Annotated in this window: 22 protein-coding genes; 15 read left to right on the top strand and 7 right to left on the bottom strand. The window is 70.2% G+C overall.

The genetic code is table 11. The features are described 5' to 3' along the window. Positions 1–16: 16 nt before the first annotated feature. The 6 genes from JX005_RS10410 to rplI all read left to right on the top strand — a co-directional run bounded on the left by JX005_RS10410 (position 17) and on the right by rplI (position 4259). The gene (locus JX005_RS10410) at positions 17–1210 is read left to right on the top strand and encodes an acyl-CoA dehydrogenase family protein (RefSeq protein ID WP_214467408.1); all 1194 of its coding nucleotides are present in this window, start codon (positions 17–19) and stop codon (positions 1208–1210) included. Positions 1211–1271: 61 nt separating this feature from the next. After that, positions 1272–2453, top strand: a complete 1182-nt coding sequence (locus JX005_RS10405) for a CaiB/BaiF CoA transferase family protein (protein WP_214467407.1) — start codon at positions 1272–1274, stop codon at positions 2451–2453. 129 nt (positions 2454–2582) lie between these two features. Continuing rightward, positions 2583–2966 (top strand): 30S ribosomal protein S6, encoded by a 384-nt coding sequence (gene rpsF / locus JX005_RS10400; protein WP_214467406.1) that lies wholly within the window; start codon positions 2583–2585, stop codon positions 2964–2966. 5 nt (positions 2967–2971) lie between these two features. Further along, entirely contained in the window at positions 2972–3484 is a 513-nt protein-coding gene (locus tag JX005_RS10395; protein WP_214467405.1) for a single-stranded DNA-binding protein, read from the top strand. Positions 3485–3540: 56 nt separating this feature from the next. Continuing rightward, the gene (rpsR, locus tag JX005_RS10390; protein WP_179435687.1) at positions 3541–3795 is read left to right on the top strand and encodes a 30S ribosomal protein S18; all 255 of its coding nucleotides are present in this window, start codon (positions 3541–3543) and stop codon (positions 3793–3795) included. An 11-nt stretch (positions 3796–3806) separates the two neighbouring features. Then, positions 3807–4259, top strand: coding sequence for a 50S ribosomal protein L9 (gene rplI, locus JX005_RS10385; RefSeq protein ID WP_214467404.1), 453 nt, complete (start codon positions 3807–3809; stop codon positions 4257–4259). Between the two features lie 272 nt (positions 4260–4531). Here the strand turns inward: rplI and JX005_RS10380 are convergent, their stop codons facing one another. Both JX005_RS10380 and JX005_RS10375 read right to left on the bottom strand, forming a co-directional pair. Continuing rightward, on the bottom strand, positions 4532–6127 hold the full coding sequence (locus tag JX005_RS10380) for a chaplin family protein (protein ID WP_214467403.1): 1596 nt from the start codon (positions 6125–6127) through the stop codon (positions 4532–4534). Positions 6128–6217: 90 nt separating this feature from the next. Beyond that, entirely contained in the window at positions 6218–7237 is a 1020-nt protein-coding gene (locus tag JX005_RS10375; RefSeq protein WP_307858556.1) for a hypothetical protein, read from the bottom strand. 558 nt (positions 7238–7795) lie between these two features. Here JX005_RS10375 and dnaB point away from each other — a divergent pair. The 3 genes from dnaB (at position 7796) to JX005_RS10360 (ending at position 10179) form a co-directional block, all read left to right on the top strand. Further along, positions 7796–9172 (top strand): replicative DNA helicase, encoded by a 1377-nt coding sequence (dnaB, locus tag JX005_RS10370; RefSeq protein ID WP_214467402.1) that lies wholly within the window; start codon positions 7796–7798, stop codon positions 9170–9172. A 95-nt stretch (positions 9173–9267) separates the two neighbouring features. Next, positions 9268–9723, top strand: coding sequence for an ASCH domain-containing protein (locus tag JX005_RS10365; RefSeq protein WP_214467472.1), 456 nt, complete (start codon positions 9268–9270; stop codon positions 9721–9723). A 66-nt stretch (positions 9724–9789) separates the two neighbouring features. Beyond that, complete coding sequence (locus tag JX005_RS10360) at positions 9790–10179, top strand: PPOX class F420-dependent oxidoreductase (RefSeq protein ID WP_214467401.1); 390 nt, start codon at positions 9790–9792, stop codon at positions 10177–10179. A gap of 25 nt (positions 10180–10204) precedes the next feature. On the opposite strand, the gene JX005_RS10355 is transcribed toward JX005_RS10360, so the two are convergent. After that, a complete protein-coding gene (locus JX005_RS10355) occupies positions 10205–10654 on the bottom strand; it encodes a hypothetical protein (RefSeq protein ID WP_214467400.1) in 450 nt (149 codons plus the stop codon). Between the two features lie 168 nt (positions 10655–10822). Here JX005_RS10355 and JX005_RS10350 point away from each other — a divergent pair, with 168 nt between their 5' ends. Then, entirely contained in the window at positions 10823–12208 is a 1386-nt protein-coding gene (locus JX005_RS10350) for a pyridoxal phosphate-dependent decarboxylase family protein (protein WP_214467399.1), read from the top strand. A gap of 6 nt (positions 12209–12214) precedes the next feature. Here the strand turns inward: JX005_RS10350 and JX005_RS10345 are convergent, their stop codons facing one another. Further along, a complete protein-coding gene (locus JX005_RS10345; protein ID WP_214467398.1) occupies positions 12215–16738 on the bottom strand; it encodes an LGFP repeat-containing protein in 4524 nt (1507 codons plus the stop codon). Between the two features lie 193 nt (positions 16739–16931). Here JX005_RS10345 and JX005_RS10340 point away from each other — a divergent pair, with 193 nt between their 5' ends. Continuing rightward, positions 16932–17645 (top strand): acyl-CoA synthetase, encoded by a 714-nt coding sequence (locus JX005_RS10340; RefSeq protein WP_214467397.1) that lies wholly within the window; start codon positions 16932–16934, stop codon positions 17643–17645. Next, on the top strand, positions 17642–17962 hold the full coding sequence (locus tag JX005_RS10335) for an amino acid transporter (RefSeq protein WP_214467396.1): 321 nt from the start codon (positions 17642–17644) through the stop codon (positions 17960–17962). Before JX005_RS10340 ends, JX005_RS10335 begins: the two co-directional genes overlap by 4 nt. Positions 17963–18076: 114 nt before the next feature. Here JX005_RS10335 and purB read toward each other — a convergent pair whose 3' ends face one another. Together purB and JX005_RS10325 are read right to left on the bottom strand one after the other, a co-directional pair. Continuing rightward, the gene (purB, locus tag JX005_RS10330; RefSeq protein WP_372447335.1) at positions 18077–19474 is read right to left on the bottom strand and encodes an adenylosuccinate lyase; all 1398 of its coding nucleotides are present in this window, start codon (positions 19472–19474) and stop codon (positions 18077–18079) included. A gap of 36 nt (positions 19475–19510) precedes the next feature. After that, on the bottom strand, positions 19511–20017 hold the full coding sequence (locus JX005_RS10325) for a low molecular weight protein-tyrosine-phosphatase (RefSeq protein WP_214467395.1): 507 nt from the start codon (positions 20015–20017) through the stop codon (positions 19511–19513). Between the two features lie 173 nt (positions 20018–20190). Here JX005_RS10325 and JX005_RS10320 point away from each other — a divergent pair, with 173 nt between their 5' ends. The 3 genes from JX005_RS10320 (at position 20191) to JX005_RS10310 (ending at position 25276) form a co-directional block, all read left to right on the top strand. Continuing rightward, entirely contained in the window at positions 20191–23448 is a 3258-nt protein-coding gene (locus tag JX005_RS10320) for an ExeM/NucH family extracellular endonuclease (protein ID WP_214467394.1), read from the top strand. 179 nt (positions 23449–23627) lie between these two features. Then, positions 23628–23906, top strand: coding sequence for a hypothetical protein (locus JX005_RS10315; protein WP_214467393.1), 279 nt, complete (start codon positions 23628–23630; stop codon positions 23904–23906). Continuing rightward, positions 23906–25276 carry a hypothetical protein gene (locus tag JX005_RS10310; RefSeq protein WP_214467392.1) on the top strand — a complete coding sequence of 457 codons (1371 nt, stop codon included), beginning with the start codon at positions 23906–23908 and terminating at the stop codon, positions 25274–25276. Before JX005_RS10315 ends, JX005_RS10310 begins: the two co-directional genes overlap by 1 nt. Here JX005_RS10310 and JX005_RS10305 read toward each other — a convergent pair. Next, entirely contained in the window at positions 25248–25640 is a 393-nt protein-coding gene (locus JX005_RS10305) for a phage holin family protein (RefSeq protein ID WP_214467391.1), read from the bottom strand. The genes JX005_RS10310 and JX005_RS10305 overlap by 29 nt on opposite strands. Between the last annotated feature and the right edge of the window lie 99 nt (positions 25641–25739).

Below are 25739 nucleotides of genomic sequence, written 5' to 3'. Positions count from 1 at the left end.
GACTGAGGAGGCGGCTATGGAGCCCAGGAACCCCGATGACCTCGAAGCGCTGCGCGAGGCATCCGACGTCCTCGGACTCGATGCACTGCTAACCGACGACGAGCGCGCGACCCGCGACCGCGTGCGGGCCTTCGTCGACGAAGAGATCCGGCCGCACATCGGCGACTGGTTCGATCGCGCGCACTTCCCGGTCGAGTTGGTGCGCGCGTTCGGCGAGCTGGGGGTGCTCGGCATGACCCTCGAGGGGTACGGATGCCCCGGCCGCAGCGCCGTGGAGTACGGCCTCGCGGCGCTCGAGCTCGAGGCGGGCGACTCGGGGCTGCGCACCTTCGTGTCGGTGCAGGGATCGCTCGCAATGGGCTCGATCCACCGGTGGGGATCCGAGGAGCAGAAGGAGGAATGGCTGCCGCGCATGGCGATCGGCGAGGCGATCGGCGCCTTCGGACTCACCGAGCCGGCGGCCGGATCCGACCCGTCGAGCATGACGACGTTCGCGCGACGTGACGGCGGCGACTGGGTGCTCACGGGCGCGAAGCGCTGGATCGGACTCGCGTCGATCGCGCAGCTCGTCGTGGTCTGGGCGCAGACCGACGACGGCGTCCGCGGGTTCATCGTGCCGACCGACGCCCCGGGATTCCACGCGTCGGTGCTGGAGCCGAAGGGGTCGATGCGGGCGTCGATCCAGACGGAGCTGCACTTCGAGGACGTCCGGCTTCCGGCATCCGCTCTCCTTCCGGGGGCGAGCGGACTGCGCGGTCCGTTCTCGGCGCTGAACGAGGCGCGCTACGGCATCGTCTGGGGTGCGCTCGGCGCGGCCCGCGACAGCTACGAAGCGGCGCTGCGCCACGCCCTGCGCCGGCAGCAGTTCGGGGTGCCGATCGCGTCGTTCCAGCTGACGCAGCAGAAGCTCGTGAACATGGTCGTCGAGCTGCAGAAGGGAGCGCTGCTGGCCCTGCAGATCGGGCGGGCGAAGGATGCCGGAACCCTCACGCCGACGCAGGTCTCGCTGGGCAAGCTCAACAACGTGCGGGAGGCGATCGCGATCGCACGGGAAGCGCGGACGATTCTGGGCGGCGACGGCGTGCTGCTCGAGAACTCGCCCATCCGTCATGCCGCGAACCTCGAGTCCGTGCGGACCTACGAGGGCACCGACGAGGTGCACACGCTGATCCTCGGGCAGCACCTCACGGGCATCGGGGCGTTCCGTTGAGGGCGTTTCGTCTCGCTTCGCTCGCTCAACGACCCGGGTGCGGGCGGGAGAGGACGGGGCGTTGAGCGAGGAGCGAAGCGACGAGACGAAACGCGGACCGCTCGCGGGGCTGCTGGTCGCCGACTTCTCGCGCGTACTCGCCGGGCCGTACTGCACGATGCTGCTCGCGGACCTCGGCGCGACCGTCGTCAAGGTCGAGGGGCCGGCGGGCGACGAGACGCGCCACTGGACACCGCCGGAGCGCGACGGCGAGGCGACGTACTTCCTGTCGGTGAACCGCGGCAAGCGGTCGATCACCCTCGACTTCGACGAGTCTGCCGACCTCGCCGTCGCGCGAGAGCTCGCGCGACGGGCCGACGTCGTCATCGAGAACTTCCGGCCGGGCGGCCTCGCCCGGTTCGGCCTCGACTACGACGCCGTGCGCGCGACCAACCCGGCGGTCGTCTACGCCTCCATCACCGGGTTCGGGCCCGACTCGAATCTGCCCGGCTACGACGTGCTGGCCCAGGCGCTGTCGGGCATCATGAGCGTCACGGGTGAGGCGGACGCATCGCCGGCCAAGGCCGGCGTCGCGATCGTCGACGTCGTGACCGGACTCCACGCGGGCATGGGCGTGCTCGCCGCCCTCCGCCACCGCGACGTCACCGGCGAGGGTCAGCGCGTCGAGGTGAACCTGCTCTCGTCGGCGCTGTCGGCGCTCGTCAATCAGTCGGGCGCGTACGCCCTGGCGGGCGTCGTGCCGCAGCGGCTCGGCAACGACCACCCGAGCATCTTCCCCTACGGCCCGTTCCCGACCGCCGACGGCGACCTCGTCCTCGCGGTCGGCAACGACCGCCAGTTCGCGCGGCTCTGCGAGGTGCTCGGCGTGCCGGACGTTGCGGCCGACCCCCGATTCGTTCGTGCACCCGACCGCAGCGTCGCCCGGGATGTCCTCCGCCCCCTCCTCGACCGGGCCCTTGCAACTCGACCCGCGGCCGAGTGGGACGCGATGCTCGGGGAAGCCGGCGTGCCGTGCGCGCGCGTCCTCGCCATGGACGGCGCGTTCGCCCGGGCGCGCGAGCTGGGCCTCGATCCGATCGTGCACGCCGGAGGGTCGCAGACGCCGGGGGTGCGGCATCCGATCTCCCTCTCGTCGACGCCTGCGAAGTACCCCCTGGCCCCGCCGTCGCGCGATGCCGACCGGGCGTGGGTCCTCGACCTTCTCCGCGGTGAGCGGGACGATCCGGGCGGATTGGGCGGCTGACCAGGCTTCCGGTACGATAGGACGGTTGTCCGCACGCGCCCCTGTGCGCGAACGCCGGATGACGTGCACCACACCCTCCTGCTGCCGGGAAATGCCCGACAGCCGTTCAAGTCCGAAGGAGGTGGGTTAGTGACGCACCAGTACGAACTCATGGTCATTCTGAACCCTGAGATCGATGAGCGCCAGGTCGCCCCGAACCTCGATAAGTTCCTCAAGGTCATCACCAACGATGGTGGCTCGATTGAGAACATCGACATCTGGGGTCGCCGCCGTCTCGCCTATGAGATCCAGAAGAAGACCGAGGGCATCTACGCCGTCGTCAACTTCACCGCTACGAGCGAGACCACTCAGGAGCTCGACCGTCAGCTGAATCTCAACGAGCAGATCATGCGCACCAAGGTCCTCCGTGCCGAAGAGGCGATCGCCATGATCGCGTCCGAGAAGCAGCGCGCCGACGAGAAGGCTGCCCGCAAGGCCGCCCGTCCCGCGAAGCCCGTCAAGCAGGACGCGTAACGACGATGGCCGGCGAGACGATCATCACCGTCGTGGGCAACCTCACGGCTGATCCCGAGCTGCGCTACACGCAGAACGGTCTCCCCGTCGCGAACTTCACCATCGCGTCGACGCCGCGCAACTTCGACCGCCAGGCGAACGAGTGGAAGGACGGCGAAGCGCTGTTCCTCCGCGCGAGCGTGTGGCGCGAGTTCGCCGAGCACGTTGCGGGCTCGCTGACCAAGGGCATGCGGGTCATCGCGACCGGCCGCCTGAAGCAGCGCAGCTACGAGACGCGCGAGGGCGAGAAGCGCACCGCGATCGAGCTCGAGGTCGACGAGATCGGCCCCTCGCTCCGCTACGCGACCGCTCAGGTCACGCGCGCGGCGGGCGGCGGCGGTCAGTCGCGCGGCGGTCAGGCGCAGGTCGCCGACGAGCCGTGGTCGACCCCCGGTTCGGCGAACGCCACTGCCGGCAACGCCGGTGGCGGCGACGCGTGGGCCGCCCCGGGCGCCTACGGCGACGACACCCCGTTTTGACGATATCCGGGTGCCGAGGCATCCGTTGACTCACATCACTCAGTAAGGAAACACCCATGGCTGGAAAGTCAAGCGGCGATCGCCGCAAGCCGCGGAAGGGCGCGAAGAACGCCGCACCGGCGAAGCCCACTCGTGTCGGCGTCATCGACTACAAGGACGTCGCCACCCTCCGCAAGTTCATCTCGGAGCGCGGCAAGATCCGCGCCCGTCGTATCACCGGTGTCTCGGTGCAGGAGCAGCGTCTGATCGCCAAGGCGATCAAGAACGCGCGCGAAATGGCGCTCCTGCCCTACGCCGGCGCTGGCCGCTAAGGAGCACCGGAATGGCAAAGCTGATTCTCACGAACGAGGTCGCCGGGCTCGGTAGCGCCGGTGACGTGGTCGAGGTCAAGAACGGGTTCGCCCGCAACTACCTCATCCCCCAGGGCTTCGCTGTGGCGTGGACCCGCGGTGGCGAGAAGCAGGTCGCGTCGATTCGCGCTGCTCGCGAGTCGCGCGCGATCCACGTCCACGAAGAGGCCGTCGCACTCAAGGACGCCCTCGAGTCGAACAAGGTCAAGCTGACCGTCAAGGCCGGAGCCGAAGGCCGTCTGTTCGGCTCGGTGAAGACCGAGGCCGTCGCCGACGCCGTCAAGGCCGCCGGCCTCGGCGAGCTCGACAAGCGCAAGATCCACATCACCTCGCCGATCAAGTCGGTGGGCGAGCACGAGGCGACGGTCCGTCTGCGTGACGACCTCACCGCCGTGATCACCCTGCAGGTGGTCGCCGCCAAATAAGGCAGCGAAAGAGAGAACGGATGCCGCGGACCTTCGGGTCCGCGGCATCCGCCTTTTGTTCCCCCAAGAGACGGATGCCGCGCGCCCCCCGCCGCGGCACCCGCCCCGTCTCAGCGCCGTCCGATGACGGGGTGACCGGGTCCAGGCAGGTCGGCCTCCCCGTCATCGAAGGGCGAGGTGTGCGGGAGCGGGAGGGCCGGTGGGGAACGGCCCTCCCGCCACGCCCGCGTGCTCCGCGTCAGAGGCCCCCTAGGCAGCCTCCGACATGCGGGTCACGCCGAGCGCCGCCGAGACACGAGCGCCGACGCGCCCGCTGCGAGCAGCACCATTGCCAGCAGCAGCACGGGGAGCGCGCTCATCCCTCCAGTCTCGGCGAGTGCGACGGCGGTCGCGCCGGCCGGCGAGCCGGTCACGATCGCGTTGCCGCCGTCAGCCGAGGAGCCCGGTCCGCCGGGGCCGGCCGGGCCGGACGGGTTCGACGGGTCCGTCGGGTCCGTGGGATCGGTCGGGTCCGTGGGATCGGTCGGGTCCGTCGGGTCCGTGGGATCCGTCGGGTCCGTGGGATCGGTCGGGTCCGTGGGATCGGTCGGGTCGGTCGGGTCCGTCGGGTCGGTCGGGTCCGTCGGGTCGGTCGGGTCCGTCGGGTCGGTCGGGTCGACGGGCACGGCCGGGACGACGGTCGTGCTGTCGCCGATGACCGAGATGGCGTTGCCGCCGAGCGTGATCGGGACGGCGATCGGAGCGAGGATCTGCGTCCCGCCGAGGATCGAGTCCAGACCCGAGGTCAGCGCCGTGCCGCCCGTGCCGGCCGGAGCAGTGACGCTGCTTCCGGCCGACGTGCTGTCGCCGATGACCGAGATCGCGTTGCCGCCGGCGGTGACCGGTGCGGTGATGGGTGCGAGCACCTGGGTGCCGCCGAGGATGCTGTCGGCTCCGTCGGTCTGTCCGGCGGTGGTGCCCGTGCTGCCGGTTCCGCCGGTGGTGCCGGTGGTGGAGCCGGTGCTCGTGCTGTCGCCGATGACCGAGATCGCGTTGCCGCCGGCGGCGACCGGGGCGGTGATGGGTGCGAGCACCTGGGTGCCGCCCAGGACCGCGTCGCCGCCGTCCGTCCAGCCTGCGGTCGCCGTGCCTGCGCCGCCGGTGGAACCCGAGCCGGGCGCCGACGTGGCGCCCGTGCTCGTGCTGTCGCCGATGACGGAGATGGCGTTGCCGCCGACCGTCACCGGGATGGCGACGGGAGCGACGACCTGCGAGCCGCCGGCGATCGAGTTCTCGCCGCCGGTGGTCGCGTCGGTGGCTGATCCGCTGCCGCTGGTGCCGGCTGTGGTGGAGGCGTCCTGGCTATCGCTGTCGCCCACGACCGAGACGGCGTTGCCGCTCACCGTGATCGGGACGTTCACCGACACGATGCCCTGCGTCCCCGAGAGCAGCCCGCTGTCGCCCGAGGTGGTCGCCGGGGTGGCGGGGCTGGAGGAGGCTGCCGGCTGAGCGGGAGCCGCGGTCGCGGCATCCGATGACGAAGTGTCACCGACGACCGAGATCGCGTTTCCCGAGACGGTGACCGGCACGGTCACGGTGACGAGCGCCTGAGTGCCCGACGCCACGCCGTCCTCGCCGCTCGTCGAAGCCGGTGCGGAAGCCGGTGCCGGGGTCGACGTGGCCGCGCTCTGGCTCGTGGAGTCGCCGATGACCGACAGCGAGGTGCCGCTGATCGTCACCGGGAGCTTGACGTCGAGGAGGGCCTGGGTGCCCGAGAGCAGCCCGTCCTCCCCTGTCGTGTCGGCCGCGTGTGCGACCGTTGCGCCGAGCAGCGTGATGCCGCCGGCGAGAAGCGTGCCCAGAAGGGCGCGCTTGATGAATGTACCCATGATTGTTTCCCCTTTGGATTGACTGATGTCTCAGCACGCGAGGGTGCGCGCTGGTGCTCGTCCGCCTCGAGAAGAGGCGGTCTGAGCGGATCAGTCAGGGGAGACGTCGGTGGATCCTGCAGGCGCTGGTGGCGCGTGCTCGTCCTCCGGTCCTGCACGACGCACCCAGGCACGGAGAGCGGCGAGCGGACCGAGGGCGACGAGCGCCCAAGCGCCGGGACCCGCACCACCGGATCCCGAGGAAGAAGCGTTCGGCGGGCAGAGTGCTCCCGCCGGAGTGAGGTGGCCGCGCGCGTCGGACGACGCGGTGGACGGCGAGACGGTGTCGGAAGGCGCGGAGCCGGGCTCGTACGCAGCCTCGAAGAACGGGAGAGCGGATGCCGCGCCCCAGCCGCCGTCGACCGTCATGATCTGGTCGGCGGAAAGGCCGGGAAGCGTGGTGACCGAGACGTCGGTGGTGCTGGGCGCGGGCGATCCGTCGGTCGATCCCGAGCCGGGGAGGACGGGGGTTCCGGGCGAAACCGGGGGCAGCTCGGGAGTGCCGGTGGAGGGCTCGCCGCCTGTCGACGGCTGGCCGATGGCCTCGCCGGTGTCGGTGACGGCGCCCGTCACGCCGTCGACCGTGTCGTCGACCGTCTCGGCGAGGTCGCCCACCGCGTCGTCGAGCCCCGTGCCGCTGACGATGCCGCCGACGACCGGAACCTGCGTGACGACCTCGACCACGGGCTTCGTGATCGTGCTGACGGCGTCGTTCGAGACGACCTGGACCACGGGCTCGGCGACCGTGTTGACGACCGTGCCGACCGTCTTGACGACCTCACGCACGGGCTGCTGAACCGGAGCCGGCGCGACGTCGACAACCGTGTTCACGACCTCCGTAACGGTGGACGTGGTCTTGGTGACGGTCGAGGTGACCGAGGCGGCCGTCCGGTCGACCGCGGAAGTGACGGCACCCAGCAGGCCTTTGCCGTCGTCATAGCCCTCGGCCGCGTGCGCGGACCCGTATCCGAGTCCGAGGAGCAGCGAGAGGACGATCCAGGCGAACGCGGTTGCGGCCCCGATCAGGGCCAGCCGCCAGATCCTCGGCAGCTGCGAGGTTGCGATCTCCACGTTCACCTCCCACGACGAACAACGCCACGCATTCCGAACGGAATGCGCTTGAGGGTGCCTGGAATCCACAGGCTAGCGCCCTCCTCTCCCGCTGTCCAGGGTCTATTGAGCGATCCCCAGGCGAGGGATGCTCATCCACAAGCTTCGGAATTGTGCACAGGGGGCCGTCGAGCGGCCAACCTTCAAGCGCGACTTCAACCACATCCCCCTCCACAACCTGTGGACCAGGGAACCCCTGATCAGCAGCCCTATCTCTGGCCGACTTCGGGGAGAGATGCCGAGTTCTCCACAGGCATTGCCCACAGGTCTACCGGCGTTTCTCGCATACTCTCCACAGAGTTATCCACAGGCTGTGTTGCGGGTGTCCGAGCCCCTGCCTACCGTGGTCTTCGGCACTCCGGGGGAAGACACGGCGCGTCTGAGATGACGATGTCCGGGTCAGTACCGGCTCCCCGCCGCACTCGCTCTGCGACAGCCGTCCTCCGTTTTGCGGCGCCAGCGCACCCGACGCGGCGAGCCGCCCTGAGGGAATCACAACACGTGGAGGATCCTGCATCTATGTCGATCGCCGACATCTCCGAAGAGCGCATGGGCGGCCCCCGTGAGTTCGAGCGGACTCCCCCGCACGATCTCCTCGCCGAGCAGAGCGCGCTCGGAGGCATGCTCCTGTCGAAGGATGCCGTCGCCGACGTCATCGAGACGCTCCGAGGTGTCGACTTCTACATCCCGAAGCACGAGCTGATCTTCGAGGCGATCCTCACGCTGTACTCGCACGGCGAGCCGACAGACGTCGTCGCCGTCACCGACGAGCTGATCAAGACGGGCGAGCTGCAGCGCGCCGGCGGCGCCGACTACCTGCACACCCTCACGTCGATCGTGCCGACGGCCGCCAATGCGGGCTACTACGCGTCGATCGTGTCGGAGCGCGCCCTGCTCCGCCGTCTCGTCGACGCCGGCACCCGCATCGTGCAGATGGGGTACTCGGGCCAGGGCGAGGCGCTCGACCTCGTCAACAACGCGCAGGCCGAGATCTACTCGGTCACCGGTGCGGAAGCGGCCGAGGACTACGTTCCGCTCACGATCGCGGTCGACGCGGCCGTCGAAGAGATCGAGGCGGCCCGCGGTCGCGACGGTCAGATGACCGGCATCCCGACCGGCTTCTCGGGGCTCGACCAGCTCACCAACGGCCTGCACCCCGGCCAGATGATCATCATCGCCGCCAGGCCCGCGATGGGTAAGTCCACGCTCGCCCTCGACTTCGCGCGCGCCGCCGCGATCAAGCACGACATGCCGACGATCTTCTTCTCGCTCGAGATGGGGCGCAGCGAGATCGCGATGCGCCTCATGAGCGCCGAAGGCTCCGTCCCGCTGCAGGCGATGCGCAAGGGAACGCTCGACTCGCGCGACTGGACGACGATCGCGGCCACTCGGGGTCGCATCAACGACGCGCCGCTGTACATCGACGACAGCCCGAACATGACGCTCGTCGAGATCCGCGCGAAGTGCCGTCGCCTCAAGCAGAAGGCCGGCCTGAAGATGGTCGTCATCGACTACCTCCAGCTCATGACGAGCGGCAAGCGCGTCGAGTCGCGCCAGCAGGAGGTCTCGGAGTTCTCGCGCGCCCTCAAGCTCCTCGCCAAGGAGCTCGCGTGCCCGGTGATCGCGCTGTCCCAGCTGAACCGTGGTCCCGAGCAGCGCGCCGACAAGAAGCCGGCGCTCTCCGACCTCCGTGAATCGGGCTCGATCGAGCAGGACGCCGACATGGTCGTGCTTCTGCACCGCGAGGCCGCCTACGAGAAGGAGAGCCCGCGCGCCGGCGAGGCCGACCTCATCGTCGCCAAGCACCGAAACGGCCCGACCGACACGATCACCGTCGCGTTCCAGGGTCACTTCTCACGCTTCACCGACATGGCCCCGGCGGGCGACTTCAACTAGTGGGCCTCGCTGCTGCGACACGTCCGCGCGTTTGGCACCATGAAGAAGTGACTTCATCACCTGCAGCGCCGGTCGACGTCGAAGCCGGACGTCGAATGTGGGAGGAATACGCCGCCGCGCACCCCGAAGCACTCGTCGCGAGCGCTGAATACACCGTCGAGCATTTCGGTGACTCGGAGGGGCTTGCCGACCAGCTCCTCGCGCACGTGCTGAGCGGGAGGAAGCGCGCGACGTCGGAACTCGTCGAGACCTACGTCGCGAGCGGCGACGGAGTTCCTCGCATCGGGTCCCATTGGATCGCGTGCGACGGGCGAGGCGTGCCGACGGTCATCCTCCGCGCGGTTGAGCTGCGCCTCGGCGACTTCGCGAGCGCCGACGCCGCCTTCGCGGCGGACGAAGGCGAGGACGACCTGAGCCTCGCCAGCTGGCAGCGCGATCACCGCCAGTACTGGATCCGCGTCTCCGCGGCGGAGGGGCGCGAGTGGTCCGAGGCCGACGAGATCGTGTTCGAGCGCTTCCGGGTGGTCTGGCCTCCGCAGCACGCCGACTGACCCCGACGGACTCGAGGTTCCGCGCCCTGTGCACCGCCCCCACCCTCACCGTGCGAGGCTGGACCGGTGCTGACCGACGCCGCGCTCGAGTTCCTCCGCGAGTACCACCTCGCCACCCTGTCCACCCTCGGCCGGCGTGATCGCATCCACGCCGTGCCGGTCGGCTTCACCTATGAAGGAGGCATCGTGCGTGTGATCGGCACCCGCGGCTCGCAGAAGTTCCTCAACGCGCAGCGCCGTGGCCGGGCATCCATCTGCTCGGTCGACCGCGCGCGCTGGATCAGCTTCGAGGGCACTGTCTCCATAAGAGAGGAAGCGGATGCCGTTGCCCACGCCGTCGAGTTGTACGCGGCGCGCTACCGCCAACCGCGGGTCAATCCCGAGCGGATCGTGCTCGAGCTGACGGTCGAGCGCGTGCTCGGCTCACCGCAGTTCCGGGGCGCCCCCGGTCGTTGAGCGAGCGAAGCGAGACGAAACGCCTCTACGAGACCGCCTTCTTCACCAGAGCGGTGACCTTCTTCTCGACGGCGTCGTTCCACGCGAGGACCGCGAAGGCGGTCGCCCACATGTCGCCGTCGTCGAGGCTCGCGGGGTGCTCGAAGCCGAGCGTCGCATAGCGCGTCTTGAACTTGCCGGCCGGCTGAACGAAGACGACCATCTTGCCGTCGCCGTTCGCGAACCCGGGCATGCCGTAGTAGGTCTTGCCGACGAGCTCGGGGGCGACTTCGCCCACGACCTTCACGAGACCCTCGCAGATCTGCTTGTCAGTGCCGTCCAGCTTGGCGATCGCGTCGAGCACCGACTTGAGCCCGGCCTCGCGGTTCTTGCCCGCCTTCTCCTGCGCCCGCAGCTCCTTCGCGCGCTCCTTGATGGCCGCCCGCTCCTCGGCGGACAGTCCGGTGCTCGAGTCCTGCGTGGTCTTCTCGGCCATGGCCTTCTCCTTCACGTGGTGCGGTCGGTGGGATCGACTTCGCACTTCACGCTACGCAGGGGCCGCGGCATCCGCTTCTCCAATCCTGACCGGTTCGCGCAGCCCTCGGAGTGACAACCCGCGCGGCGGGATCTACCGTGGACTGTCACCCGAACCGTGGAGCAGCCCATGACCTCGCCCGCCCGCCCCGAGCAGATGCACGCGATCTCCGACGAGACCCGGCATGCCGTCGACGACGTGCTCGACTACGCGCGGCGCCGCGCGCTCTACAAGGACGTGCCGCTCGACAAGCCCATGCGTCCGAATGACCTGGCCCGTCTCGCGTCGGGCTCCATCACCGAGGACGGCATCGGCGCTCGCCGTGCCATCGCGCTGTTCGAGAACGTCCTCGCGCCGGCGTGCATCTCGACCGATCACCCGGGATACCTCTCGTTCATCCCCTCCGCGCCGAGCAAGGCGTCGCTCGCGTTCGACGTCGTGGTCTCGGCGTCGGCGATCTACGGCGGTTCGTGGATGGAGGGCGCCGGCGCCGTCTTCGCCGAGAACGAGGTGCTGCACTGGCTCGCCCGCGAGTTCGGGCTGCCCGAGAGCGCGGGCGGCGTGTTCGTGCAGGGCGGCACGGTCGGGAATCTCTCGGCACTCGTGACTGCTCGGGATGCCGCGCGGCAGCGCAACCGCGATGCGGGGCGCCCCGACCCGGCGCGCTGGGCCGTGCTGTGCAGCGCCGAGGCGCACTCGTCGATCGCGTCGGCTGCCGCCGTCATGGACGTCGACGTGATCACTGCGGCACCGGGCGCCGACGGCCGCCTGCACGGCGATGCCGTCGCGCGCGCCCTCGACGACCACGCCGACGCGGTGTTCGCCGTGGTGGCGACGGGCGGCACGACCAACTTCGGCATCGTCGACGACATCGCGGGGGTCGCCGCTGCGACGAAGGCTCGGGACATCTGGCTCCACGTCGACGGCGCCTACGGGCTCGCGGCCATGCTGGTCGAGGAGATGCGCCCGGCGTTCGCGGGCGTCGAGCTCGCCGACTCGGTCATCGTCGACCCGCACAAGTGGCTGTTCGCGCCCTTCGACGCCTGCGCCCTCATCTACCGGGAGCCGTCGCTCGCACTGCGGGCCCACACGCAGAAGGCGGAATATCTCGACACGCTGACCGAGTCGCCCGACTGGAACCCCTCCGACCTCGCGGTGCAGCTCACGCGGCGCTCGCGGGGGCTGCCCCTGTGGTTCTCGCTCGCCACCCATGGCACCGAGCAGTACCGGGCGACGATCGCGCACGGCATCAACCTCGCGCGCCGCATCGCCGACGAGATCGAGCGCCGCGACGGGCTGTCGCTGGTGCGCGACCCGCAGCTGTCGGTCGTGGTCTTCCGCCGTGAAGGCTGGTCGGCCGCCGAGTACCAGGCCTGGTCCGACCGCCTGCTCGACGATCAGCGCGGATTCGTCGTGCCCAGTTCGCACGCCGGCGAGCCAGTGCTGCGGTTCGCGATCATCAGCCCCCTCACGACCTACGAGCTGCTGGTCGAGATTCTCGATTCCCTCGGCTGAGCGGACTCATCCCGGGTCGACCAGCTCCGTCGAGATGAGGTCGCCGAGCACCGACTCGCGCTGCAGCCGCATCGCTCCGAGCGGTGACGCCGCATCGGCCGGCATGATCCGGACGATCTCACCGGCTTGAGCGGCGGGCGACCGGTAGACCGCCTCCGCGCGGGTGCTCCAGCGGAATTCACCCTCCGGAACCGCGCCGCCGTGCTGGATGACGATCCCCGGACGCCCCGCCATCCACCGGACGGTCGACTCGGCGGCCGGCGACACCCCGAGGGGCAGCGTCCATCCGAGCCCACCGGCGTCGGAGGGGACGGCGAGGGACGCCGACACGGTCTTCTCGCCCCCCGTCGTCTCGATGCGGATGCCGGGCCGGTCCCCGGCCAGCCGCTCGGCCGCAACGGAGTCGGTCGATCCCGACGCGAGTGAGGAAGCCAGGCGGACCAGTCCGCCGCGCCCGGCGATGGAGTGCCGGTATGCCCCGCCGCGACCCCGCAGCGTCACGCGGAGGTCGTCAGGGATGGGACCCTGGAACGCGACGACCTCCGGGCCGCCGACCCTGTCATCCTCGGCATGGATGAACGCGGCCCGGGGCAGCCCGCCGGCGGTGATGATCGTGTCGAGATCGAGCTCCGGCCGCCGCTCGATTTCCAGCTCCAGTTCGTCGGCCCAGGTGCCGGCCTCTGCGGCGATCACGCCCCAGGACTCCTTCGCCGTCGCCCAGCCGGGGAGCACGGCGGCCGACTGCAGTGCCGAACTCGCCACCTGGACGTCGACCTGAGCTGCGGCCGCGAAGCCGGTGAGCAGCGACGCAGAGGTCGCCAGCCGCTCCTGTGCGCGCAGACCTCCGAGCCACGGGCTCGGCGTGGCCGCGGCATCCGGCTCCACCCTCTCGACGATCCCGGCCATCGCGGCGGCCGCGCTGATAACGGCCTGTCCGCGCCACTCGTCGAGCAGCCGGCGGCGCTGATCGCCTACGAGCTTGCGACCGCCCGCCTCGACCTGCGAGATGCCGGCGCCGTCGCTCGTGAGGATGCCGCCGACGAGGCAGGCGAGCGCGGTGACCATGTCCCATGTCGGGGTGCGCAGCGGCGAGGCGACCGTGTGAGCGGGGATGTCCATCATGTAGCGCTCGCCGATCGAGCCGCGCTCCCACGGGCCGGCTTCCCAATCGTCGTACATGCCGTCGGGCTTGATGGCGTATGACCCGTCGGTGCGCACCTCGAACATCGACTGGTCGTTCGCGGTCGATCCCGATCCCCACGGCACGTTCGAGTCGGCGATGTACATGCGCTTGATCCCGTCGGGCTGCTGGTCGCAGTGGTAGACGAGAACCGCATGGCCGGCGTCCTTCTTGCGGAAGGACAGGACGACAGGCATCCCCTGATCGGTGCTGCGCTTCACCCGCGCCCAGACCTGGCGCGGGTCGCAGTAGTCCGACGACAGCTTCGCCCCGATCTTCCAGAGCACGACGCTCGCCGCCTTCTGCGTCCCCTGCGCACGGTTGATCACGCGCCAGACCGCGTCGTCGCGCTGGTCGCTGAGCTGAAGCGAGAGTGGCTGCGGGATCGGACCCAGGCCGAAGAACGCGTGTTGCGCGGACACGGAGTAGCCGAAGCAGTTGCCTCCGTCTGCGACGTCCTCGTACTCGGAGTCGTAGTACCAGCTGTCGAACGGGTCGGTGAAGTAGTTGACCTCATCGCCGTCGATGTCGACGAACGTCTCCTTGTACATCGTCCACGGCAGGTTGTCGCGGCCGGCGTTGCGGAAGCGCCAGAAGTGGTGTTCGCGCATCCGCTGCTGATCCGTCACGCTCGGCAGGGTGATGGCGTAGGAGAACTTCACGTCGCCCTGGTCGGCGTTGCTCGGAGTCCATTCGGTCGGACCCTGCTCGAGATGGGGGCCGAACGTGCCGGCGAAGCCCCAGAGCCCGTCGCCGTAGGTCCACGTCCTGTCGAGGGTCGCGAGATGGTCGTTCCTGCTCGCGCTGTCGTGGTCCCATGCCTCGATGCGCAGCCGAACGGTGGTCTCGGGACGCAGCGTGAACGGGGCGGTGACCCAGTCGAGGTCGACGGCGGTGTTGGCGCGGCCGCTCTCGCGATGGAGCACCTCCACGCCGTCCACCCACACCCATCCCTTGACGAAGAGCTCGGCAGTCGTGTCGCTCCGGGGAAGCGGCGTGAATTCGACGCCGTCGTCGATGTTCTGCGCCGTCACCCGCGTGATGGAGGCCTGGAACTGCTCGAAGACGCCGGTCTGATCCGTCTTCGCGAGCACTCCGGAGGCGAACGTCTGCCAGGACAGGCCCCGCCCGCCGGCATCCTTCTGCACCTCGCTCGTCGGCATGCCGTACCGCCCGAGTCCGCCGTTGACGTTCCAGTGGGCGAGGAAGTCGCCCGACAGCGCCACGGCGCCGATGTCCGGTCGCCAGTAGATCGCGCCCCTCTCGAAGAGCGATACGCGGGCCTGGGCGTCGGAGGCGACCACGGACTCGTCGGTCGTGGGGAACCCCCACGGGGAGGCACCCACCGGATGGTCACGGAGCATCCGCTGCAGGATCGCCCCGTGGACCTCGTGCGCGCCGGTGCCGGGCGACCAGTAGATGCGCCCGCCGGCGAACTCGGCGTAGGCGCCGCCGACGATGGAGATCTGGCTGTAGCGCGGGAGCCCCAGGAAGCCGTCGGCCGCCCCGAGGAGGAGCCAGTGGGCGAGGATCTCGTCGTAGAGCTCGATGATGCCCGCACCGCCCGTGCGGATGAGCAGGCCGTTCTGGAACATCTGGGCGCGTGGGCCGAGGATCGCGTACTTCGTCCCGTCGGCCACCACCTTCACTTCGACGCCGAACCTGCTCGACTCCTCGACGAGGGTCAGGAAGTCGGGAACCGTCTCCTCGAGTGAGACCGTGCTCTCCCTGTCGAGTCCTGCTCCGAGGGCGGGCGCCAGGCGAGGAACCTCCAGGTACGCGTCGGGGGCGAGGACGCTCGCTTCCAGCAGGCTCATCGTCTGCTGCGCGAGTCCGTCGCGCACCGACGACAGCACGCGCTGGCTGACACCGGCGGCGAGGTCGGCGGGCAGCTCCTCGCGGCTCGCGCCGGTCGGGCGTTCCACTTCCGGCTCGGGCCGACCGCGCCGGCGCCAGGTTCGCGCACCACCGCGGAGGCCGCCGCGCAGGGGCTCCTCCTCGACGTGACGGGCGAAAAGATCCTGTACCGTCCCCGAGGCGGCGAGGGCGGCTCCGGTCGCCGTGGAGACGAACGAATTCGTGTAGACCTGCTCGAGCTGCGCATGGATGAGGGCGGCCTCCGCGTCGGCCGCACCGAGGAGATCGCGCAGCGGAGAGGACGTGTGCTCGACGACGGGCGCGCCGCTCACCTGCAGAGCCGCGGCAGCGCGCACCAGCGCAGCCGAATCGACTGACGTGCCGGCGACCGAGACCACCGTGCCCGCGTCGGTCCCCACCAGGGTCCCGAGGTCGAACCGATCACCGCCTCGGCGGAACGAGTCCCAGGTGTCGGTGACGTGGGGGGTCGGCCGCGGCGGCCGCGGTGCGGCTTCCCCAGCCTCGATCACCAGGTCGCCCACGGTGAGGGCGCTCGCGGACTTCACCACATCCCAGACCGTCAGGCCTCTGAAGCCCTTGGCACGCGGAAGACGCAGATGCGCCGCGAGCTGCGCGAGTCCCATTTCAGCCGTCGTCGGCAGCCCCAGTCGCCCGGCGATTCCGCCGCGCGCATTGTGCCCGGTCAGGAACTCGCCCTTGACGGCGTGCGCACCGGTCGATGCCGACCAGTAGACCGTGCCGTTCTCGAACGGACGCCACCGCACCCGGCCGGACACCGTCTCGGCACCGGTCGGCGACCCGAGGAAGCCTTCCGCCCCCGAGAGCACGAGCGAGTCGATCTCACCGAGTCCAGCCGTCCCCGCCGCGGCGAAGGCGGCGTCCTCCTCGGCGGTGAGGCTGTCCCGCACGCGCACGGCCGCGATCGTCGCGGAACCGGTGACCGTGCCGCCGCCGATCACGATCTCGCCCGCGGGATCGGCCAGAGACCCCGTGAACCGGCGCCGGGCGACAGGAACGCCACCCCACACCAGAACGGCCTCCGAGCCCGCCGCCCACACTGCCGGCATGCAGAGGTCGCCGGGGGCGGGTGGTGGGACGACCGCGGAGAAGGCCACTCCGCCGCCCGACGTCTGCACCACCGCATTCAGCACGAGCCCGCCGGTCTCGGCGGGAGCGAGGGACAGGGCGGCCGGTGACCCGCCGCCTCCGATCCCAAGCGACGCCGCCGCGTCGACTCCCACCGCGACGACCTCGAGGGCGAACTCGCCGAAGAACGGCGCGTCGACGGTGACGGTCAGACCCTCGCCGCCCATCGGCGCCCAGCCATGGGTGAGCGGCGTGCGGAAGCCGGGCGGGAGGACTCCGGCTGCGAGCGGGACCGTGCTGACGTCGGCCGGCTGAAGCGCCGGCTCGGACGGGCCGGTGCAGACAGCGCCGGCCTCGGTGAAGCTCACGGACAGGAACGTGCTCATGGCGACCTCTCTCCGGGACACCGCGCTCGCGGCAGGCAGTCGTCGACCGACGCGGCCGACATGGTCCCGTACAGAAGAGGACGATCCCCGCGCGGAAGATACGCCCGCGGCGTCCGAGCGCCGTCGGCGAGGAGGGCCGCCCACCGTGCACGAACTAGACTGGGGGTGTCCCACCCCGTCTCAGGAATCCGTCGTGACCTCAGCTTCTTCCGATCGCACGTTCGACGTGCGCCATGTGCAGATCGCGCGTGCCGCGTGGGCGGCGCTCGCCGCGGTCATGATCACGTTCTCGCCCGACCACTCGGCACCGGTCGGGATGTCGGTGTTCAGCGGCTTCGCGATCGCCACGGGTCTCGTCCTCCTCCTCTCGGTCTGGCTCGTCTATCCGGCCGGCCGGCGCTGGCCCGCAGCCGCGCTCGGCGGGTCGACGCTCGTCGCCGGAATGGTGGGCGGGCTGGTGCCGCTGCGCACCGTCACGGGCTTCTTCTCCGTGGTGATCGCGTGGGCCGTCGTCAGCGGGCTCATCGAGCTCGTCGCCGGATGGCGCGCCATGCGCGGGCCGCGTGCCCGTCGCGAGATCGCGCCCGGCGTGACTGATGCGCGTCCCGTGATCGATCCCGGCCCGCACTCTGAGGGGCGCGACGCGGTCGTGGTCGGAGCGTTCAGCATCCTGCTGGGAGTCGCGCTCGCGCTTGTGCCCGCCGGCTACGCGCTCACCTACCGCGTCGAGGAAGCGGGCATGACCGGCACCTTGACCGGCATCATCATCGCCGTCGGCATCTTCGGCGTCTACGCCGCGATCGTCGCGGTATACCTGGGGATCGCGGGCTTCTCGCCCCGCAAGGAAGCCGACGTCGTCACCGCGACTCCGGCATCCGCCCCCGCCGACCAGAAGGATCCCGTGTGAGCGACGACCGCCCCACCCGCCGTGACCTCATGAAGCCCGTGCAGCTGCTCGGGCTCGCCTTCGCGGCGGCCCTGTTCGCCGGCCTCGTCACGCTGGTGTCGATGGGCTTCTTCCAGCACGGCGACAAGGCCCAGTCGGCGCTGGTCCTCGCGCTCATCGTGGCCGGCATCTCGTTCATCGCCGTGCTGCTGATCGTCTCGCTGCTGCTCCTCGCCGTCGACCCTGCCCAGGTCACGAAGACCGTCGACAGGCCCGTGCTGCTACGCGATGAGGATGACCCGACGGATGCCTCGACCCCGGGCGACCCGAAGGCCTGATCTCGATACGCTCGTGCCTCGCTACTCGATCAGCGGGGGTACGCTCGTGCCTCGCTACTCGATCAGCGGGGCTTCCCACCGGGTCGTTGAGCGAGCGCAGCGAGACGAAACGCGTCACACCACTTCGTCGACGAGCTTCGACGCGAGGCCGTCGTACGTCGCGGGGGTGAGCGCAAGCAGTCGCTCCTTCGCCGCGTCGCCGATGTCGAGTCCGCGCACGAACTCGGCGAGCTCGGCCGCCCCGACGCGGCGGCCGCGGGTGAGATCCTTCAAGAGGGCGTAGGGGTCGCTGATCCGCGATCGCCCGGCGGCGATCTCGGCGCGGACGACCGTCTGGATCGCCTCCGCGAGCACCTCCCAGTTCGCGTCGAGGTCGGCGAGGAGCACGTCCTCGGCGAGTGAGATCTCGCCGAGCCCGCGCTGCAGGTTGTCGAGCGCCAGGAGCGAGTGCCCGAACGCGACGCCGATGTTGCGCTGCGTGGTCGAGTCGGTCAGGTCGCGCTGCATGCGGCTCGTCACGAGCGTCTGCGAGAGGGTGACGAGGAGGCCGCCGGCGATCTCGAGGTTCGCCTCGGCGTTCTCGAAGCGGATCGGGTTGATCTTGTGCGGCATCGTCGACGAGCCCGTCGCCCCCGCGACCGGGATCTGGGTGAAGTAGCCGATGGAGATGTACGTCCACACGTCGGTGGCGAGATTGTGCAGGATGCCTCCGGCATGCCGCACCCGGTCGTAGAGCTCGACCTGCCAGTCGTGCGACTCGATCTGGGTCGTGAGCACGTTGAAGCCGAGGCCGAGGCCCTCGATGAAGGAGCGCGTGAGCTCGGGCCAGTCGACGTCGGGATCGGCGGAGAGGTGCGCCGACCACGTGCCGGTGGCGCCCGAGAACTTGGCGAGGTACTCGCCGGCCTCGATCTGGTCGGCCACGCGCGTGAGCCGCCAGGCGAACACGGCGAGTTCCTTGCCCATGGTCGACGGCGTCGCCGGCTGGCCGTGCGTGCGCGAGAGCATGGCAGCGTCGCGGTGCCGCACGGCGAGGTCGGCGAGCACGGTGATCACGGCGCGCAGCTTCGGCAGCCACACGCGCTGCACCGCGCGCTGGACCGTGAGCGCGTACGAGGTGGAGTTGATGTCCTCGCTCGTGCACGCGAAGTGGGTGAGCTCGGCGATGGCATCGAGGCCCAGGGTCGAGAGTCGGTCGCGCACGAGGTACTCGACGGCCTTCACGTCGTGCCGGGTCACGGCCTCCTTCTCGGCGAGCCAGTCGATCTCGGTCTGGCCGAACTCGAGGTAGAGCGCGCGCAGGCGCGCCTTGTCGGTCTCGCTCAGCGGGGCGGAGCCGAACAGCGAGCGGTCGGTCAGGGCGATGAGCCACTCGACCTCCACCTCGACGCGCGCTCGGTTGAGGCCCGCTTCAGACAGATAGGCCCCGAGTCCGGCGACGGCTTCGCGATAGCGGCCGTCGAGGGGGCTCAGCGGCTGCCACGGAAGATCGGCAGTATGCAGAGGGGTCACGATGCTCCCGTCGGAACGCAGAGGGCGGCGCCGGTGTCAGTGCACCGGACGGATCGCGGGTTCGAGCTGCCGGAAGAGCGCCCGGCTCGCACTCTCGATCATACCGAGCACCTCGTCGAACATTCCGGGCCCGGCATAGTACGGGTCGGGCACGTCCAGCGTCGTGGCCGACGGGTCGAACCGCAGCAGGAGGGCGATCTTGTCGGCGTCGGACTCGCTGCGCGCCCAGCCGTGGAGGATGCGCTCGTGGCTGCGGTCGAGAGCGATCACCAGGTCGCTGTGGGAGAAGTCCGCGTGGGTGAACTGGCGTGCGCGGTGGCGGGTGCCGTCGTAGCCGGCACGGTCCAGCGCGTCGATCGTGCGCTGGTCGGCACGCTCGCCGACGTGCCAGTCGCCGGTGCCGGCGCTCGTCGACGCCACGCGCGCGCCGAGGCCTGCGGCATCCGCGAATCCTCGGAACACGACATCGGCCATAGGTGACCGGCAGATGTTCCCGGTGCAGACGAAGACCACGCGAAAGGGATCGCCGGGGGTGGCCGTCATGCCTTCCATTCTGACGCGCGAGGCGGATGCGCCCAAGAGTCGCCGGCGCCCGTTCGGACCGATCGTCGCCGAATGTTATCGAACTCTCCTCGAACAGGTCTTCCCCGCGTGCCTCCCGCCGCTTAGCCTTGCGCCGAAGGCCCACCGGCCTTCTCTCATGTCCAGGAGGATCCGTGCGCCGTTCCACACGAGCAACCGTCGCCATCGCCGCCGCCGGTGCCATCGCCCTGACCGGGCTGACAGCACCTCCCGCGGTGGCGGCCGAGGCCCCCACCGAGCTGTTCATCAGCGAGTACGTCGAGGGGTCGAGCAACAACAAGGCCGTCGAGGTCCACAACCCGACCGGAGCGCCGGTCGACTTGAGCACCTATTCCGTGAAGCTGTACTTCAACGGCTCGGCGACCTCCGCGCTCAGCGTGCCGCTCACCGGCTCGGTCGCCGCGGGCGACGCGTTCGTCCTGGTCAACGGCGCGGCCTCCACGGAGCTCCAAGCGCTCGGCGACCAGGTCACCACGGGCAACTGGTGGAACGGCGACGACGTCGTCGCGCTCTTCAAGGGCGACACGGCCGTCGACGTCTTCGGGCAGATCGGCGTCGATCCGGGTACGGAGTGGGGCTCAGGCGCGACCGGCGCCCAGGACGCCACCCTCCGTCGTCAGGCCGATGTCTGCGTCGGCGACACCGATGGCACGAACGCGTTCGACCCTGTCGAGGAGTGGGACGGCTTCGCGGTCGACGCCTTCGACGGCCTCGGCGCCCACACCGCGAACTGCAGCGGCGAACCTCCCGTCACCACGGTCGTGATCAACGAGTTCTCGGCGAGCACCACGGGGGACGACGTCGAGTTTGTCGAGCTCCTCGCGACCCCGGGGACCGACCTGTCCGGCTACCGCGTGCTCGAGATCGAGGGCGACGCCACCACGACTCCGGCCTTCGGCGTCGTGGATGAAGTCGTCTCCTTCCCGGCGGCCGACCCCACCGGGCGCAGCCTCGCCTCGCTGGCGAACGGCGCGCTCGAGAACGGGACGGTGAGCCTGCTGCTCGTGACCGGCACGATCCCGGCGCTGGGCACCGACATCGACGCGAACGACGACGGCGTCATCGACGACGGTCTGGGCTTCGAGGTCGTCGACGCGGTCGCGGTCAACGACGGCGGTGCGTCCGACCGCACCTACGGCGGGGTGACGCTGGGCGTCGCCTACGACGGACTCACGTTCGCCCCGGGCGGCGCCTCGCGCATCCCGGACGGCGCCGACACCGACACGGCAGACGACTGGGTGCGCAACGACTTCGAGCTCGCCGGCATCCCCGGCTTCGTCGGCACGCTGGTCGAGGGCGAAGCGGCGAACACCCCGGGCAAGCCCAACTCGCTCACGGTACCGCCGGTCGACCCGCCCGACATCGAGGCCGGGTGCGATCTGACGCACGTCACCGTCGGCTCGGTCCAGGGCTCCGGCACGGCGTCTCCCGTCGCGGGCGCCGATGTGCTCGTCAAGGGCACAGTCGTCGGCGACTTCCAGACGGGCGGCTTCAGCGGATACTTCGTTCAGGATGCCGGTGACGGCGACTCTGCGACGTCCGATGGCGTGTTCGTGTACGCGCCGGGCGGCGCCGAGGTCTCCGTCGGCGATGTCGTCAGCGTGGCCGGCGAGGTCAAGGAGTTCGAGGGCACGACCGAGATCGTGCTCGCCGACGTCGAGATCTGCGACTCGGGAGTCGCGCTACCGGCGCCGGTCTCGTTCACCCTCCCCGCGACGACCGTTCAGCGCGAGGCGCTCGAGGGCATGTATGTGACGCTCCCGCAGAACCTCGCGATCCTCGAGTACTTCGAGTTCGCACGGTTCGGCACGATCGACGTCGGCGTGACCCGTCAGTCGGTCCCCACGGCGCAGTACTCGCCGACCGATCCCCGGGCCGCCGCACTCGACGCGTCCAACCTCGCCGAGCGCATCACGATCGACGACGGACGCAGTGCGCAGAACCCCGATCCCGCGATCCACCCGAACGGCGGCGTGTTCACGCTCACGAACACCTTCCGCGGCGGCGACCTCCTGCGGAACGTGACGGGCATCCTCGATGACCGGTTCGGCACGTACGCGATCCAGCCCACCGAGGGCGCCGATTACACGGCCGCCAACCCGCGGCCGGAGGTGCCCGAGGTCGGCGGCGACATCGTGGTGTCGAGCTTCAACGTCCTGAACTACTTCACTACGCTGGACGACCCGACAACGGAAGCCGACGACGACATCGCGCGCGGCGCGAACACGGCCGAGGAGTTCGAACGCCAGGAGGCGAAGATCGTGTCGGCCCTCGCCGAGATCGACGCTGACGTCTTCGGTCTGATCGAGATCGAGAACAACGCCGGCTCGCAGGCGCTCAAGACCCTGACCGCAGCGCTCAACGAGAAGCTCGGCTCCGAGGTCTACGCGGCGCTCGACACCGGCAAGATCGGCACCGACGTGATCACGACGGCGATCATCTACAAGCCTGCGACGGTCACGCCGGTCGGCGACTTCGCCCTGATGAATCAGGCGAAGGACCCGCGCTGGCTCGACAACCGCAACCGCCCGGGTCTCACGCAGACCTTCCAGAAGGCGGGCGGCGGCGACAAGTTCACGGTCGTCGTGAACCACCTCAAGTCGAAGGGCTCGGCGTGCACCGGCGAGGCGGAGGACCCGCTGCAGGGCAACTGCAACATCGTGCGCACGAACGCCGCCAACGCGCTCGCCGACTGGCTCGCCACCGACCCGACCGGCCAGGGCACCGTGGGTCGCGAGCTGATCATCGGCGACCTCAACGCGTACGACAAGGAGGACCCGATCACCGCGCTCACGGCCCGCGGCTACACCGACCTCATCCTGAAGTACCAGGGCGAGGACGCGTACAGCTACGTGTTCGACGGCGAGAACGGCTACCTCGACCACGCGCTGGCCGGCCCCGGACTGCTCGAGGATGTGCGCGGCGCAGCGCCGTGGAACATCAATGCCGACGAGCCGAGCCTGATCGACTACGACATGTCGTTCAAGCAGCCGGCGCAGGACGCGCTGTGGGCGCCCGACCCGTACCGGTCGAGCGACCACGACCCGGTGCTCGTCGGACTCGAGCTGACGCCGCCCGACACGACGGCGCCGACCATCGAGGTGACGACGGACCCGTCGTCCGTCTTCCCGCCCAACAACAAGGACCGGGCGATCACGGTGCAGATCGACGCGGCCGACGACCGCGGCGAGGTGACGGTCGAGCTCACGAGCGTGACCACCAACGGCCAGGCGCGTGCGGCATGGACCCGGATCGACGACACCCACTTCACGGTGAAGGCCGTGAACAAGGCGGCCTACACCTTCACCTACACGGCGACGGACGCCGCGGGCAACACCGCGACCGGCAGCGCCACGGTGGTCGTGGGGAAGAAGGCGCTCCTCGACGAGTGATCCTCGACAGACGATGAGGACGCCGCCCTGCTCGTCGGGGCGGCGTCCTCTCGGGTCGTGACGGAGAGCGGATGCCGCGGCATCCGCTCTCCTCCTTCACAAGCTGGGGCAGCACGCCCCCGTGCACACTTCGCCGCCCGTCCCTCCGCGCGTCCGCGGTGCTCGACGAGCATGGGCCGATGCACGACACGATGAGGGCGGCGGCCGCCGCATCCCAGCTCGACATCGTCGCGCGGGAACTGACCGCCGTCAGCGAACGACTGGTCGATGCCGCGGAGCGCGCTCGCGCGCTGTCCGCGGCGACCGACTGGCAGGCTTCGGCCGCTACGGCGTTCCATGCGCGTGCCGAGGAGTGGGCCGGCGAGATCTCGAGCCTCGTGTGCCTTGCCGAGACGGCCCGGCTGACAGCCGTGCGGGCGAGGGATGCCGTCTGGTTCTCGTGGGATCGGGGGCTGTGATGGCCGATGATCTGCAGATCACGGGCGGCGGTGCCGTCGCCGTCGACACCGAGACCCTGCGGCAGACGGCGGCGTCCTTCCTCTCGCTGCACGAAGACCTCGACGAGCTCTGCCGCCGTGTCGGCTCGCTCGAGCTGATGCTCTTCGCCGAGCGGGCATGCGCCTCAGACGCCGCGGGGGCGACCACCGCGCTCCGCGCCAGGCTCACGGCCTCCCTCGCCGGCGCGACGACGATCGCCGACGCCCTGCGAGAGGCGGCCGTGGTCTACGAGCTGGTCGAGCTCGACGCTCAGCATCACGCGGCCGTCCTGGCCGCCGATCGCGACGCCGCGGCGCGGATCGATCGCACGCGCGACGCCCTCATCGCGCGCTACCCCGACGCCGCAGCCGCGGCCGCAGAGGCCCGCTTCTGGTGGACGGTGAACGCGCCGGGCGATCTCGTGCGCGAGTCCACCGAGGTCGGCGTTCTGCTGGGCAATGAGATCAACGCGACCGGCGCCGTGGTCGGCGGCGTCGCGCTCGGAGGGCTGGCACTCGGCATCGGGGTCGCGGCGGGCGTCGGCGGGTTCGGCCGGCTCGGCCCCGACACGCGCCTCACCGGTCGAGGGCGCGAGCCGGTCACGCTGACGCCGGTGGTCCCGGTCGCGACGGCCACCGTCGCACCGACGAGCCTTGCTGCGGCCGCGCGTCGGATGCCCGGCGGTGGCGACTCCCGCGTACGGGTGGAGCGGTACACCATGCCCGACGGTTCGCGGCAGTTCGCCCTTTACGTGGCGGGCATGCAGACGCTTGCGGTGGGCGGCGACGACCCGTGGGACAACCTGTCGAACGTGCAGCTCTACGCCGGCTCGTCCTCGGCGTCGTACGAGGCGACCGCGTCCGCGCTCGCCGCGGCGGGCGCCGCGCCCGGCGACGTCGTCCACGCGTTCGGGCATTCGCAGGGCGCGATGATCGCCTCGCACCTCGCCCTCGAGGGCGAGTACGACATGCGCACGCTGGTCTCCTTCGGCTCGCCGGTCGAGGCGGATGCCCCGTCGACGCTCAGCGTCGCGATCCGGCACACCGACGACCCCGTCGCCGCACTCGCCGGAGCCGGTCACGACGGCGCCGCCGGTGCGCCCGGCAGCTTCGTCGCCGAGCGCGAGGCCGACTCTCCCTCCGGTCTCCGAGACCTCGGCGTGCCGGCGCACCGCCTGATGTCGTACACCGAGACGGCGGCGCTCGTCGACGCATCCAGCGATCCGCGCATGGGCCCGGTCCGCGATGTCTTCGCCGAACTGGCCGCCGCGCGGTCGGTAGACGTCGTCGAGTTCGCCGCCGCGCGTGGCGGCGGCTCCGGGGTCAGTCCTTCTTCCGAGGCCGGAGGATGATGCCGAAGATCCAGTTGATCAGCGAGATGATGATCGCGGCGACGAGACCGAGCCAGAAGTCCTCGACGCGCAGTCCCCAGTCCCAGAAGCTCGTGATCCACGCGGTGAGCCACAGCAGGAACGCGTTGATCACCAGGCCGATCAGGCCCAGCGTCAAGATGTACAGCGGGAACGCCAGCACCTTGATCACGGTGCCGATGAGGGTGTTGACGAGGGCGAAGATGGCGGCGACCAGCAGCAGCGTCAGCACGAGCTGGAGGGTCTCGCCCGGTGCGAACGGGATGACCGTGACCTGCAGAGCCGTGATCAGAGTGACGACCCAGATCGCGAAGGCGTTGACGACGACGCGGATGATGAATCCCATAGTGAGCACAGTCTGGCACGCAGGAAGCGCGGGTGCGAGGACGCCGAGGCAGGTGTTCGGACACCCACGTATCCTCCCGTCGGCATACGGCGCGCTCGT

It is taken from the genome of Microbacterium flavescens, assembly GCF_018588945.1.
In the GTDB taxonomy this organism is placed as follows: domain Bacteria; phylum Actinomycetota; class Actinomycetes; order Actinomycetales; family Microbacteriaceae; genus Microbacterium; species Microbacterium flavescens.
Note: the sequence above shows the minus strand (reverse complement) of the source record. Positions and strands in the feature narration are given on the sequence as shown.

What these genes read in the sequence shown, in the direction of transcription:
- JX005_RS10395 (WP_214467405.1), top strand. Translation starts at nt 2,972, where the DNA reads ATGGCCGGCGAGACGATCATCACCGTCGTGGGCAACCTCACGGCTGAT.
- rpsR (WP_179435687.1), top strand. Translation starts at nt 3,541, where the DNA reads ATGGCTGGAAAGTCAAGCGGCGATCGCCGCAAGCCGCGGAAGGGCGCG.
- JX005_RS10380 (WP_214467403.1), bottom strand. Translation starts at nt 6,127, where the DNA reads ATGGGTACATTCATCAAGCGCGCCCTTCTGGGCACGCTTCTCGCCGGC.
- JX005_RS10355 (WP_214467400.1), bottom strand. Translation starts at nt 10,654, where the DNA reads ATGGCCGAGAAGACCACGCAGGACTCGAGCACCGGACTGTCCGCCGAG.
- JX005_RS10315 (WP_214467393.1), top strand. Translation starts at nt 23,628, where the DNA reads ATGCACGACACGATGAGGGCGGCGGCCGCCGCATCCCAGCTCGACATC.
- JX005_RS10310 (WP_214467392.1), top strand. Translation starts at nt 23,906, where the DNA reads ATGGCCGATGATCTGCAGATCACGGGCGGCGGTGCCGTCGCCGTCGAC.
- dnaB (WP_214467402.1), top strand. Translation starts at nt 7,796, where the DNA reads ATGTCGATCGCCGACATCTCCGAAGAGCGCATGGGCGGCCCCCGTGAG.
- JX005_RS10345 (WP_214467398.1), bottom strand. Translation starts at nt 16,738, where the DNA reads ATGAGCACGTTCCTGTCCGTGAGCTTCACCGAGGCCGGCGCTGTCTGC.
- JX005_RS10350 (WP_214467399.1), top strand. Translation starts at nt 10,823, where the DNA reads ATGACCTCGCCCGCCCGCCCCGAGCAGATGCACGCGATCTCCGACGAG.
- JX005_RS10305 (WP_214467391.1), bottom strand. Translation starts at nt 25,640, where the DNA reads ATGGGATTCATCATCCGCGTCGTCGTCAACGCCTTCGCGATCTGGGTC.
- JX005_RS10365 (WP_214467472.1), top strand. Translation starts at nt 9,268, where the DNA reads ATGTGGGAGGAATACGCCGCCGCGCACCCCGAAGCACTCGTCGCGAGC.
- rplI (WP_214467404.1), top strand. Translation starts at nt 3,807, where the DNA reads ATGGCAAAGCTGATTCTCACGAACGAGGTCGCCGGGCTCGGTAGCGCC.
- JX005_RS10410 (WP_214467408.1), top strand. Translation starts at nt 17, where the DNA reads ATGGAGCCCAGGAACCCCGATGACCTCGAAGCGCTGCGCGAGGCATCC.
- JX005_RS10325 (WP_214467395.1), bottom strand. Translation starts at nt 20,017, where the DNA reads ATGACGGCCACCCCCGGCGATCCCTTTCGCGTGGTCTTCGTCTGCACC.